The following is a 12,829-nucleotide window of genomic DNA, read 5'->3' as shown; positions in this document are numbered from 1 at the left end:
GAGGGATGAGGATCAGCGCCGCCGCCGACGAGTACGCGCGACACCTGGCACAGGTGCGCCGGTTGTCGCCGGCGACGGTGCGCGCGTACCGCTCGGACCTGGCCGACCTGAGCGCGGCCTGCCAGGATCGCGCGCTGGACGAGATGGGCATCGACGACCTGCGGGACTGGCTGTGGCGGGCGACGCAGCGCGGCGACGCCCGCGCGACGATCGCGCGCCGCACCGCGGCGGTGCGCGGGTTCTTCGCCTGGGCGGCTGAGACGGGCATCATCGCGAGCGACCCCGCGCTGCGGCTGGTCACGCCCAAGCGTGGGCGTACGCTGCCGAAGGTCGCCACCGCCGAGGGCATGACGCAGGTGCTGGATGCCGCGGCCGTCGCGGCCGCCGACGGTGACCCCCTCGCCCTGCGCGACCAGGCGATCCTCGAACTGCTCTACGGCGCGGCGATCCGGGTGTCGGAGTTGTGTGGGCTCGATGTCACGTCCTTCGACCGCGATGCGCGTACCGTGCGCGTGCTGGGCAAGGGCTCCAAAGAACGTGTCGTTCCGTACGGGCTGCCCGCCGCGCGTGCCCTCGACGCCTACGTCGTGCGCGCCCGGCCGGTGCTGCACGCCCGCAGTGACCGGGCCGGCGCCGCGCTGTTCCTGGGTGCGCGGGGCGGGCGGATCGGGCCACGCACCGTGTACGAGATCGTCTCGCGTACGCTCGGGCCGGTCGTGGGCGCTCAGACCATCGGCCCGCACGCCCTGCGACACTCCGCGGCCACGCACCTGGTCGACGGCGGTGCCGACCTGCGCACCGTGCAGGAACTGCTCGGCCACGCGAGTTTGGGCACGACCCAGATCTACACGCACGTCTCGGGGGAGCGACTGCTGGCCGGATACCGTCTCGCCCACCCACGCGCGCAGCGCTGACGCACCAAGGTTGTGGACCTGAGGTAGACGACACCTCGCCCAGCCACGCGCGCAACGCTGACTGCGGCGGGAGGCCGTTCCGACGCGTGGACGTGCTCGCCCACCCACGCGCGCAGCGCTGACGCGCGTCGTACCCGGAGGAGCCGGGGCGATCGCAGCGCCCGCTCACGCGCGCAGCGTCCACGCACGTCACCGGCAGCAGGGAAGCAGCACCGCCCGCGGCACGCCGCCGAGCAGCAGCAACGGATTGATGTACGCACCGTGCAGCCGCACCCCGAAATGCAGCGCGCCCGGTGGGGTGTGGCCGCCGACGGCCAGGGCACCCACCACTTGGCCGCGCGTCACCGTCGTACCCACCGCCACGGTGGGATCGACCGGCTCGAGGGTCGTGACCAGCCCGTCGCCGTGATCGATCGTCACCAGCGGACGGTCGACCACCGTGCCGGCGAACGCCACGACACCCGACGCCGGAGCGCGCACGTCGCCCGGCCGCGCGGGCGCCGCATCGATCCCGCGATGCCCCGGACCGTAATCGTGCGCGGGCGCCACGTACCCGGCGACGATCCGGGGCCCGTCCACCGGCCACACCCACGGCACGTGGTCGGGCAGGTCAGCGACATCCCCAACCGCAGGCCGGGCCCCGGTGCCCGAACGGCTCACGCGCGAGCGGCCGGCAGCCTGCGCTACGGCACCCGGGCCCGCCGGATCAGCCATTGCCGCAGCGGTCGCACCGACGGCAGCGCGGCCGTTCACGGCAGCGCGGTCGTTCACGACGGGCGGCGGAGCGGCCGCCGCCGGCACGATGCCGCCCACACCGGTGCACAGGCACACCAGCACGGCCGCCGCCGCACCGAGCCGGAACGTGTTCATGCCCCCATGGTGGCGCCCCGACACCGGCTCGCGCTGGCGCCTGCGCTGATCTGTGGATAGGCGCCCTCGAACACACTCCTGCCCGCATCGGGGGAGGCGGCGCCGACTGATACACTGGACGGGCACCTCGCACGTCGAGGTGACTACGCGTGCCCACAGCGAGCGGTCATCCGCTCGTGGCATCCCTCCCCACGGTCCCCGGCACAGCCGGGGCGGGACGTGTGCCGGGCACCAGGGATCAGCGGGCACCCGCCCGTCTGTGAGAACCGGAAAGCGGCGCACCCGCGCCGAGAACAGGAGAACGGCCGTGGCCGTCGTCACCATCCGCCAGCTGCTCGATGCCGGCGTTCACTTCGGACACCAGACCCGTCGGTGGAACCCGAAGGTGAAGCGCTTCATCCTCACCGAGCGCAGTGGCATCCACATCATCGACCTGCAGCAGTCGCTGGCCTACATCGACCGCGCCTACGAGTTCGTGAAGGAGACGGTCGCCCACGGCGGCACCATCCTCTTCGTGGGCACCAAGAAGCAGGCGCAGGAGGTGCTCGCCGAGCAGGCGACCCGTGTCGGCCAGCCCTACGTGAACCAGCGCTGGCTGGGCGGTCTGCTCACCAACTTCAGCACGGTCAGCAAGCGGCTGCAGCGCATGAAGGAGCTTGAGGAGCTCGACTACGAGAACCCCTCCGAGAGCGGCTTCACCAAGAAGGAGCTGCTGCTGAAGAAGCGTGAGCTCGACAAGCTGCACAAGTCGCTGGGCGGCATCCGCAACCTGCAGAAGACGCCGTCGGCGCTGTGGGTCGTCGACGCCAAGCGCGAGCACCTCGCCATCGACGAGGCCCGCAAGCTCGGCATCCCGGTGATCGGCATCCTCGACACCAACGCCGACCCCGACGAGATCCAGTACCCGATCCCGGGCAACGACGACGCCATCCGTTCGGTCAGCCTGCTGACCCGCATCATCGCGGACGCCGCCGCCGAGGGTCTCATCCAGCGCCACCAGCCGGCCGACGAGACCGCCCAGGCCGAGCCCCTGGCCGAGTGGGAGCGCGAGCTGCTCGAGCAGGGCGCGCCCGAGCAGTCCTCCGCGAGCACCGCGAAGGTCGCCGACGTCGCCGAGGCGCAGGCCGAGGCTGCCGAGGTGCAGGCCGAGGCCGCTGAGGTGCAGGCCGAGGTTGCCGAGGCCGAGGCTGAAGCCGCCGAGGGCGAGACTCCGGTCGCCGCGGCCGAGTAACGCACGACTTTCCGCCTCGGCCGGTCCGTCCTCGACGGGCCGGCCGAGGCATCCACGAGAACTCAGACACACAAGGAGCCGCCACCCATGGCAAACTTCACCATCGCCGACATCAAGGCGCTGCGCGAGCAGCTCGGCACGGGCATGGTCGACACGAAGAAGGCGCTCGAAGAGGCCGACGGCGACATCGAGAAGGCCGTCGAGATCCTGCGCCTGAAGGGCGCGAAGGGCAACGCCAAGCGCGCCGACCGCTCCACCACCGAGGGCCTGGTCGTCGCCCGTGAGGCAGACGGCCAGGTGACCCTGGTCGAGCTGGCGTGCGAGACCGACTTCGTCGCGAAGAACGACAGGTTCATCGCCCTCGCCGACAAGGTGGCCGATGCCGCCGCCGCCGCATCCGCGGACTCGGCCGAGGCCGCCCTGGCCGCCCCCGCCGGCGACCAGACGGTCGCACAGCTGATCTCGGATGAGGCCGCCATCATCGGCGAGAAGATCGAGCTGCGTCGCGTGCGCACCCTGCACGGCGACAAGTTCGAGGTGTACCTGCACAAGACCAGCAAGGACCTGCCCCCGCAGATCGGCGTGGTCGTGGCGTACACCGGCGACGATGCGGCCACCGCGCGCAGCATCGCCCAGCACATCTCGTTCGCCAACCCGTCGTACCTCTCCCGTGACGACGTGCCCGCCGCCGACGTCGAGAAGGAGCGCGAGATCGTCACCGAGATCTCCCGCAACGAGGGCAAGCCCGAGGCGGCGCTGCCGAAGATCGTCGAAGGCCGTGTGAACGCGTTCTTCAAGCAGGTCGCCCTGCTCGAGCAGGACTACGCGAAGGACAACAAGCTGTCGGTCGCCCAGGTCGCCAAGGACGCGGGCATCACCGTCACCGACTTCGCCCGGTTCAAGGTCGGCGCCTGACAACGCCCGAGGGCCCGCATCGCACGACGGTGCGGGCCCTTGCCATGCCCGTTCGCTAGTGTGTGATCGCGACGAGAGGAATGCACGTGATCAAAGAAGCCACCGGGCGCCGCCGCGTCCTGCTCAAGCTCTCGGGCGAGGCCTTCGGGGCCGGGTCGTTGGGCGTGAACCCCGACGTGGTCAGTCAGATCGCGCGTGAGATCGCCGCAGCGGTCGACCGTGTCGAGATCGCGATCGTCGTCGGCGGCGGCAACTTCTTCCGCGGTGCCGAGCTCAGCCAGCGCGGCATGGACCGCGGCCGTGCCGACTACATGGGCATGCTCGGCACGGTGATGAACGCGCTGGCCCTGCAGGACTTCCTCGAGCAGGCCGGCGCCGCCACCCGCGTGCAGTCCGCGATCCAGATGACCCAGGTCGCCGAGCCGTACATCCCGCTGCGCGCCGAACGGCACATGCAGAAGGGGCGCGTGGTCATCTTCGGCGCCGGCGCGGGTCTGCCCTACTTCTCCACCGACACCGTCGCCGCACAGCGGGCCCTCGAGATCCGCGCCGATGAGGTGCTGGTCGCCAAGAACGGCGTCGACGGGGTGTACACGGCAGACCCGAAGAAGGATGCCTCGGCCACCCGCATCGACCGGATCACCTATCTGGAGGCGCTGCAGCGCGGGCTGAAGGTCGTCGACTCGACCGCGTTCAGCCTGTGCATGGACAACCGCATGGACATGCGGGTGTTCGGCATGGAACCGGCCGGCAATGTGACCAAGGCCCTGCTGGGAGATCAGATCGGCACGCTGGTCACCGCGTGATCCCCCCGCGCGCACCGGTCCGGTGGCGCGCCCCGACTAGACTGGGCGGGTACGCCTGAGCGAATGGAGAGACCGTGATCGCGGACGTGTTGGCCGATGCGGAAGGCCGGATGGACAAGGCGGTGGATGCCGCGAAGGACGACTTCGCGACGGTGCGCAGCGGCCGCGCCAACCCGCAGCTGTTCCAGAAGGTGCTCGTCGACTACTACGGCACCCCGACCCCGCTCGCGCAGCTCGCGTCGGTGAACGCGCCCGAGGCACGCTCGCTGATCATCACCCCCTACGACAAGTCCGCGCTCAAGGCGATCGAGCAGGCGATCCGCGACATGCCGAACCTCGGGGTCAACCCCACCAACGACGGCAACCTCGTGCGCGTCACGATGCCTGAGCTCACCGAAGACCGCCGCAAGGAGTACGTCAAGCTCGTCCGTTCCAAGGGCGAGGACGCGAAGGTGCATGTCCGCGGCATCCGCCGCAAGATCAAGGACGACCTGGACGCGCTCAAGAGCGACGTGGGTGAGGACGAACTCGCCCGCGCCGAGAAGGAGCTCGACGCGATCACCCGTGCGCACGTGGATGCCATCGACGAGGCCCTCAAGCGCAAAGAGGCCGAGCTGCTCGAGGTCTGAGGTAGGGCACATGACGGACCCGTCCGAACAGCCGCCGGGCGGCGGCCGTCGCCACCGGCTCCGCCGGCCGCGCCCGGACGCGGCGCCGGCCCCCGACGACACCGCGCTGCACGCGCACCTGCGCGCCGCGCGCACCGAGTTCGAGAGCCAGGTCGAGCGCGCGCGTGCGGACTTCGAAGAAGCCAACGAGCGCATCAAGGCCCGCACCGGCCGCGACCTGATCCTCGCGATCCTCATCGGCCTGGCGATCGGCGTCGTTCTGCTGCTGTCGTTGATCATCTGGAAGCCGGTGTTCCTCGTGTTCGCGCTGGCCGCCGTGGGGCTCGGCCTGTTCGAGCTCACGCGGGCGATGCAGGGCAGCGGGCGCCGGGTCGACCTGGCCCCGCAGCTGGCCGGTGGTGCCGCACTCGTGCTGTCGGGCTGGTTCCTGTCGGCATGGCTGCACTGGGTCGTGCTGATCGCCGTCGTGATCCTCGTGATCGTGTGGCGGCTGCTCGGCCAGATGGTCGTCCACGACGGTCGCCGGCACCGTGACGTGGCGGACGACGTGCTCGCGGGCGGGCTGATGCAGCTGTACGTGTCGTTCCTGGCGAGCCTGTGCGTCATCCTGCTGCGTCAGGACCACGGCGAATACTGGGTGCTCGCATTCATCATCATCGCGGTGGCCGCCGACACCGGCGCGTACATCACCGGTCTCACCCTCGGGCGGCACCCGATGGCGCCGCGGATCAGCCCCAAGAAGACCTGGGAGGGTTTCGCCGGGGCGGTCGCCGCAGCGCTGATCGCCGGCGTGCTGCTCGCGCTGTTCATGCTGAACCTTCCGTGGTGGGCCGGGCTGGTGATCGGCGCGGTGATCTTGGCCACCGCGACCATCGGCGACCTGGGGGAGTCGATGATCAAGCGCGACCTCGGCATCAAAGACATGAGCTCGTGGCTGCCCGGACACGGCGGTGTGCTCGACCGTCTGGATTCCATCCTTCCCTCCGCAGGCGGCGCCCTTGCGCTCTATCTGCTCCTGACCCCGCTGGTGGTTTCATGACCCGTTCCTCCGATCCGACCGCGAGCCCGTTCCCGCGCGCCACCGGCCGTGACCAGGGATACGACCCGAAGGCCGTCGACGCCTTCCTCGCCCGGGCGCGGGAATCGTTCGAGCAGGATGCCGCCGTCCCGGAGGTCACCGCCGCCGGTGTGCGGGCGATCGCCTTCCCGCTCGTGCGCCGCGGCTACCGCACCGAGGCGGTCGACGCCGCCCTGGCACGCGTCGAGGATGCGTTCGCCGCGCGTGAGCGCGAACGTGCGCTGTCGGCCGTGGGCACGGGGGAGTGGATCGACCGCACCCGTGCGCGGGCGCAAGAGATCCTCGACCGGCTCACCCGCGAACCCCGACACCGGTTCGATCGGGTGCGCGGACTGGGCTACGGGTACCGCATCGACGAGGTCGACCTGGTGGCCGACAAGATCGCCGCCTATCTCGCCTCGGGCACACCGGTGACGGTGGAACAGGTGCGCACCGTCGCCTTCCGCATGCAGCGCCGCGGCTATCGCGAGGCCCAGGTCGACGCGGTGCTCGACGCGGTCGTGGACGTGATGCTGGCGGTCGGGTGAACACGCGCGGACCCGGTGATGGCGCGGCCGCCGGCACTTCGGTAGACTCGGGCCCACTGTGACTTCCGGCAACGAGATGACACCCGAGGCATCCCGCGCGATCCTCCGCCGCGACCTGAAAGCGGCGGCACCCGCCCGACGCACCCGCGTTCGGGCACGCTGGTCGCGCCGGCGCGGGGTGATGGCGGGGTTCGCCGGATTCGCGGTGGCCGGACTGGCCGTGGCCACGCTCAGCCCGTTGGGCGCGGCGTTGAGCACCCCCGCGAACGCGCAACCGGTGGCACCGGTGACCCTGTATGCGAGCGCCCTCGGCGACGCGCAGACCGTCGAGGTCGCCTCCGTGGTCACCGAAGACGGCGCCGGGCTCGACCGCGACAGCTACGCCGCAGCCCTCAAGCCCAAGCCGACACCGAAGCCGACCGCTTCGACGGTGCAGGGCCGGGCGGCATCCTTCAGCGTGCCGTTCGTCGCCCCCAACCCCGGCACCGCGCAGGCGATCGCCTACGACATGGTGAAGGCCCGCGGCTGGGGCGACAGCGAGTTCTCGTGCCTGGTCGCGCTGTGGAAGCGGGAATCGGGCTGGCGCGTCAACGCGTACAACGCCGGCAGCGGTGCCTACGGCATCCCGCAGGCGCTGCCGGGCAGCAAGATGGCCTCCGCCGGGGCGGACTGGGCGACCAACCCCGCCACACAGATCAAATGGGGGCTGGGCTACATCACCGGGCGCTACAGCACCCCCTGTGGTGCCTGGGGTCACTCCCAGTCCACCGGCTGGTATTGACCCGATGCCCCGGTCACACCGGAGGCGCCCCGACCCACCCCGCGGTGACTCCTTCGAGCGCTTTCTCGCCGGCTTCAAGCGCACCGAGATCCGCCGCGGCGTGGAGTGGACGGTGCAACCGGTCTCGGCGGCACAGGCGCAGAAGGCGTACACCTGCCCCGGCTGCGGCGGGCAGATCGCTCCCTCGGTGGCGCACCTGGTGGTCTGGCGCGCCGACGGCGTGCTCGGCGACGCCGCCGACCTCGCGGCCCGACGGCATTGGCACTCGCACTGTTGGAAGGTGGCCTGAATGGAGATCCGTGGACCGGTCCTGCTGCCCGCGCGGCGCGAGGAGATCGAGCTGCACACCGCCGATGGGCTGACCCTCGTCGGCGAGCTCGCGCTGCCGGCTCAGGGCGCGCCGGCAGCGACCCTGGTCACGCTGCATCCCCTGCCCACCGCGGGCGGGTTCATGGATTCGCACATCCTGCGCAAAGCCGCCGCCCGCCTGCCCGCACTGGCACAGCTGGCCGTGCTGCGGTTCAACACCCGCGGCACCACCTCGCCGCGGGGCACCAGCGAGGGCACCTTCGACGGGGGCGACGCCGAGGGCCTGGATCTGGCCGCAGCCATGGACCTGGTCGCCGCCCGGCAGCTGCCCCATCCGTGGCTGGTGGGCTGGTCGTTCGGCACCGAGGTCGCCCTCAAGCACGGGCGGGCGCATCCGGTCGACGGCCTCATCCTGCTCTCACCGCCGCTGCACCGCACCACCGACGCCGAACTGGCGGCCTGGGCCGATGATCCCCGGCGGATCGTGGCGCTGATCCCCGAGCACGACGACTACCTGCGCCCGGACGAGGCGCGTCGTCGGTTCGCCGCGGTGCCGCACGCCGAGGTCATTGCGGTGGACGGCGGGCGCCACCTCTGGGTGGGCGAGAACCAGACCCGCCGCGTGCTGACCGAGATCACCCAGGCGGTGAACCCCACTGCGCTGCCGTTGCCCACCGAGTGGCACGAGCCGGATCAGCGGTCGTTCTGACGGGGGATCACCACCTGCCGGTAGATGATGAGGATGCTCGCCGCCACCGGAATCGCGATCAGCGCGCCCAGCAGGCCCAGAAGCGCCCCGCCCGCCAGTGCCGCCACCACGACCACCGCACCGGGAACCGACACCGCGCGGTTCATGATCCGCGGGGAGATGATGTACGCCTCCAGCTGCATGTACACGAGGTAGTAGATCGCCGCGATCAGCGCCGTGGTCGGCGAGCCGAGCCCCGGGATCAGACAGGCCAGCACGATGATCACCGAGCCGGTCAACGTGCCCACCAGCGGGATCAGCGAGAAGAAGAACGCGATGACCGCGAGCACCGCCGGGAACGGGGCATGGATGATCGACAGGAAGATCGAGCTCAGAATGCCGTTGATGACCCCCAGGCTGACCTGGCCCATGACGTAGTAGCCGACCGAGTCGGTGATCTGCTCGGACAGGTCGATGAAGCGGGGGCGCTTCGAGGCCGGCACCAGCTGATAGACCGCGGTCTTCAGCGACGGCACGGATGCCGTGAAGTAGATCGTGAGGATCAGCACGATGAACGCGCCGGCCAGGCCCGAGAAGAACGCGATGCCGACCTTGAGCACACCCTGACCGATCGAACCGCTGATGTCGGCGAGGTTCTTCACCAGCCAGTCCTGAACGTAGTCGAACACGTCGTCGACCTTGAGCTGCGGGAACGTGCGGGTCGCCCAGTCCTTGAAGTCCTCGAGCGCGTTCGGGTTCTGTGCGAGTTGGGTGATCGAGTCGACCAACTGCGAGATCTGGTTCACGATGACGGGCACCACGATCAGGATCACCCCGGCGAACACCGCCAGCACGGCGAGGATCGTGATGAGCACGGCCGCCCACCGCGGCAGCCGCCGTCGCTCGAGGAACGCCACCACCGGCTCCAGGCCGAGGGAGAGGAACAGCGCCGTCCCGATGTAGAGCAGGATCGTCGACAGGTGCTGGATGCTGCCGATCAGCAGCAGGCCGAGTCCGACGCCGAGGGTCGCCACCAGGGCGACACGGAACGGGTTCTGTACCTTCATGGGGCTCCTCTCCACCGATGCCGACAGGATACGGTCCCGGGCGGCGCGCAGACGGCAGCGAACCACGCGGCCGGCCCTCCCGGTCCGCACACAGGTCTCGTTCGATAGTCTGGAACGTCGAGTCGGCCCGGACGCCCGTCGGGCCGGGGAGGATGAATTCGTGCGTTTCGTGTGGGCTGTTGCCGCCTTCGTGCTGGCCGCCGTGATGATCGCGACCGGCATCGCGCAGCGGACGGTCTTCCAGGGCCCCAAGACGACGACCGCCACGATCTCGGACACCTCCGCCACCGCCTACACCCTCATCGACGGGGCCGTGCTGAACCGTTCGCCGGGCCTGCAGACACTGCGCGCCGCCGCCGACGGCCCCATCTTCGCCGCGTACGGCCGCACCGATGACATGAAGGCGTGGCTGGCCGACACCGACTACACCGCCGTCACCCTGGGCGCAGGCGGCCACGTGACCAGCACCGTGGTCGCACCGGCCGACGGCGCCTCGCCCACCCACCGTGATCCGGCCGGCTCCGACCTGTGGCTCGACCAGTTCACCCAGGACGACATCCTCATCCAGCATCTGCAACTGCCCGACACGATGAGCGTTCTGGTGGCGACCGACGGCACCGCACCCGCCCCGGCCGACATCTCGCTGACCTGGCCGCTGTCGACCACGACTCCGTGGGCCGGCCCGCTGATCCTCGGCGGTGGCATCCTCATGGCCGTCGGGGTCTTCCTGTACATCCTCGGCATCCGTCGACTGCGCCGCTCCCGCGGGCCGCGACGCAAGTCGCTGCCGCCGCTGCCCGAGACCGAGCCGATCGATCTGGCCGTGGAGCAGGCCGACAAGGGCGTGATCACCGCGGGCGCGGCACCGCAGCGTCGCGCCGTCAGCCGGCGTCGGTCGCTGGTGGCGGTGCCGGCGATCGGCCTGTCCGCGTTGCTGTTCGCCGGGTGCTCCGCCGACGCCTGGCCGCAACTGGGCGGCTCACCCACGCCCACCCCGACCGCGACGGTCGTCGACGCCGGTGACACACAGCCGCCGGCGGTGACGGCGACCCAGGCCGACCGCATCCTGTCGCGCATCGCCGACACCGTCACGCAGGCCGACCAGAAGCGCGACGCGACGCTTGCCGCCACCCGGCTTGCGGGAGCCGCCCTCGCCGAACGGCAGACCAACTACACGCTGCGCGGCAAGCTGCCCAAAGAGCCGGAGCCGACCGCGATCCCCGGCAGCGGCCTGAAGCTCGTGCTGCCGCAGGCGTACGAGGGGTGGCCGCGCACCGTGCTGGCCATCGCCGAGCAGAAGGCGGATGCCGCGGTGACCTCGACGATCATGATGATGACGCAGGTCGACCCGTGGTCGCCCTACAAGGTCTCGTACACCGGCCAGCTCGAGGCGACGAAACTCCCCGACGTGGCACCCGCGTACGTCGGGGCGGCGGCCGTGCAGCCGGACTCGTCGTTTCTGGTCATGCCGCCCGCAGAGCTGGCGGCGGCCTACGCCGACGTCATCGACAAGGGCGACAAGAGCGCCTCGGCGGGCGCGTTCGACACCGCGGACGATCTGTTCCTGAAGGGCGTGACCGACAAGCGCAAGGAACAGCTCGCCGACCTGAGCAAGACGGCCGGCAAGAGTTCGAAGAAGACCGCACAGATGACGTTCGCCGCCGCCGCGGGCGGTCAGGCGCCGCTGGCCCTGGCGACCCTCGAGAGCGGCGCCATCGTGGCCGTGAACGTCTCCGAGACCGAGACGGTCACCCCGACCGACAAGAACGCCGTGATCAAGACCGACACGAACCCGCGGGTCAAGGCGTTGACCGGGGTGAAGGAGTCGGCGACGGGCTTTGTCACGACCTACAGCGATCAGCTGTTCTTCTATGTGCCGGGAGTCGGATCCGGCGATGCCAAGATCCGACTGCTCGGGTACTCGTCCAGCATCCTCGGTGCGAAGGTGGTCAGCAAGAAATGAGTGAGCCGAACGCGGGTGCCGTGCTGCGCGGCGCCGTCGACCTGTCCGGACTGCGCAATCGTCCCGCCGCGGGCGACGCCACGGCTGCTGCGGCATCCGGTGGCGTGATCCGTGACGTCACCGACGCGACGTTCCCGCAGATCCTCGAGCTCTCGCGAACGGTGCCTGTGGTCATCGACCTGTGGGCGGAATGGTGCGGGCCGTGCAAACAGCTGAGCCCCGTGCTCGAGAAGGTCGTGACCGAGCTGGGCGGGCGTGTGGTGCTCGGCAAGGTCGACGTCGACGCCAACCCGCAGCTGGCTCAGGGCTTCCGCGCCCAGTCGATCCCGATGGTGGTCGCGTTGATCGCCGGCCAGCCGGTACCGCTGTTCACCGGCGCGGTGCCCGAGCAGCAGGTGCGCGAGGTCTTCGACCAGCTGCTGCAGGTGGCGGCCCAGAACGGCGTGACCGGCACCGTCGCGACCGATGCGGATGCCGAACCCGCCGAACCCGCCGAACCGGCGCTGCCGCCGCTGCACGCCGAGGCGTACGACGCGATCGCGGCGGGGGACTACCCGCGCGCGATCGCCGCGTACGAGAAGGCGCTGGCCGAGAACCCGCGTGACGACGAGGCCCGTGCCGGGCTCGGTCAGGTGCGGTTGTTGCAGCGGGTGCAGGACGCCGACGCCGAGGCCGTGCGCGCCGCAGCCGCCGCCGACCCCCGTGATGTCGACGCGCAGCTGGCCGTGGCCGACCTCGACATCGCCGGCGGGCATGTCGACGACGCGTTCGACCGGCTGCTGGACCTGTTCGCGGCGTCGGACGAGGACGCGCGTACGCCGGTGCGCGAGCGCCTGGTCGAACTGTTCGGCCTGATCGGTGACGCCGACCCCCGCGTCGGGACCGCCCGGCGCCGCCTCGCCTCGCTGCTGTTCTGAGCCGTCCCGGTCACCGAGGCGCCGCAGTCACTGAGGCGCCCGGGTCATTGAGCCGTCCCGGTCACCGAGGCGTCTCGATCTCTGAGGCATCCGTCACCGAGGCGTCCCGGGCACTGAGCCGCCCGGGTCTGAGC

At 70.7% G+C, this 12,829-nt stretch carries 14 protein-coding genes; 12 read left to right on the top strand and 2 right to left on the bottom strand.

Features of this window, described 5'->3' with window-relative positions:
• The first annotated feature begins 5 nt into the window (after positions 1-5).
• A complete protein-coding gene (locus H577_RS0100675) occupies positions 6-914 on the top strand; it encodes a tyrosine recombinase XerC (RefSeq protein WP_029144313.1) in 909 nt (302 codons plus the stop codon).
• Between the two features lie 189 nt (positions 915-1,103).
• Here H577_RS0100675 and H577_RS14580 read toward each other — a convergent pair whose 3' ends face one another.
• Complete coding sequence (locus tag H577_RS14580; protein WP_245570300.1) at positions 1,104-1,784, bottom strand: murein hydrolase activator EnvC family protein; 681 nt, start codon at positions 1,782-1,784, stop codon at positions 1,104-1,106.
• A 307-nt stretch (positions 1,785-2,091) separates the two neighbouring features.
• Here H577_RS14580 and rpsB point away from each other — a divergent pair, with 307 nt between their 5' ends.
• The 9 genes from rpsB to H577_RS0100625 all read left to right on the top strand — a co-directional run bounded on the left by rpsB (position 2,092) and on the right by H577_RS0100625 (position 8,769).
• Positions 2,092-3,015: a 30S ribosomal protein S2 gene (gene rpsB / locus H577_RS0100665; protein ID WP_029144312.1), complete on the top strand. Its 924-nt coding sequence runs from the start codon at positions 2,092-2,094 to the stop codon at positions 3,013-3,015.
• 87 nt (positions 3,016-3,102) lie between these two features.
• Positions 3,103-3,930: a translation elongation factor Ts gene (gene tsf / locus H577_RS0100660; protein ID WP_029144311.1), complete on the top strand. Its 828-nt coding sequence runs from the start codon at positions 3,103-3,105 to the stop codon at positions 3,928-3,930.
• A gap of 86 nt (positions 3,931-4,016) precedes the next feature.
• Complete coding sequence (gene pyrH, locus H577_RS0100655) at positions 4,017-4,736, top strand: UMP kinase (protein ID WP_029144310.1); 720 nt, start codon at positions 4,017-4,019, stop codon at positions 4,734-4,736.
• A 74-nt stretch (positions 4,737-4,810) separates the two neighbouring features.
• Positions 4,811-5,365, top strand: a complete 555-nt coding sequence (gene frr / locus H577_RS0100650; protein WP_029144309.1) for a ribosome recycling factor — start codon at positions 4,811-4,813, stop codon at positions 5,363-5,365.
• Between the two features lie 10 nt (positions 5,366-5,375).
• Positions 5,376-6,404 carry a phosphatidate cytidylyltransferase gene (locus H577_RS0100645; protein WP_029144308.1) on the top strand — a complete coding sequence of 343 codons (1,029 nt, stop codon included), beginning with the start codon at positions 5,376-5,378 and terminating at the stop codon, positions 6,402-6,404.
• Positions 6,401-6,970: a DivIVA domain-containing protein gene (locus tag H577_RS0100640; protein ID WP_029144307.1), complete on the top strand. Its 570-nt coding sequence runs from the start codon at positions 6,401-6,403 to the stop codon at positions 6,968-6,970. The genes H577_RS0100645 and H577_RS0100640 overlap by 4 nt, the downstream gene beginning before the upstream one ends.
• A 58-nt stretch (positions 6,971-7,028) precedes the next feature.
• On the top strand, positions 7,029-7,751 hold the full coding sequence (locus H577_RS0100635; RefSeq protein WP_036283221.1) for an aggregation-promoting factor C-terminal-like domain-containing protein: 723 nt from the start codon (positions 7,029-7,031) through the stop codon (positions 7,749-7,751).
• 4 nt (positions 7,752-7,755) lie between these two features.
• Positions 7,756-8,040, top strand: a complete 285-nt coding sequence (locus tag H577_RS0100630) for a hypothetical protein (protein WP_029144305.1) — start codon at positions 7,756-7,758, stop codon at positions 8,038-8,040.
• On the top strand, positions 8,041-8,769 hold the full coding sequence (locus H577_RS0100625; protein WP_029144304.1) for an alpha/beta hydrolase: 729 nt from the start codon (positions 8,041-8,043) through the stop codon (positions 8,767-8,769).
• Here the strand turns inward: H577_RS0100625 and H577_RS0100620 are convergent.
• A complete protein-coding gene (locus tag H577_RS0100620) occupies positions 8,754-9,815 on the bottom strand; it encodes an AI-2E family transporter (protein WP_029144303.1) in 1,062 nt (353 codons plus the stop codon). The genes H577_RS0100625 and H577_RS0100620 overlap by 16 nt on opposite strands.
• A gap of 160 nt (positions 9,816-9,975) precedes the next feature.
• Between H577_RS0100620 and H577_RS0100615 the strand changes: the two genes are divergently transcribed.
• Both H577_RS0100615 and H577_RS0100610 read left to right on the top strand, forming a co-directional pair.
• Entirely contained in the window at positions 9,976-11,778 is a 1,803-nt protein-coding gene (locus H577_RS0100615) for a DUF8094 domain-containing protein (protein ID WP_029144302.1), read from the top strand.
• Positions 11,775-12,695, top strand: a complete 921-nt coding sequence (locus H577_RS0100610; RefSeq protein ID WP_029144301.1) for a tetratricopeptide repeat protein — start codon at positions 11,775-11,777, stop codon at positions 12,693-12,695. The genes H577_RS0100615 and H577_RS0100610 overlap by 4 nt, the downstream gene beginning before the upstream one ends.
• Positions 12,696-12,829 lie beyond the last annotated feature (134 nt).

Source organism: Microbacterium luticocti DSM 19459, from assembly GCF_000422405.1.
Classification (GTDB): Bacteria; Actinomycetota; Actinomycetes; order Actinomycetales; family Microbacteriaceae; genus Microbacterium; species Microbacterium luticocti.
Note: the sequence above shows the minus strand (reverse complement) of the source record. Positions and strands in the feature narration are given on the sequence as shown.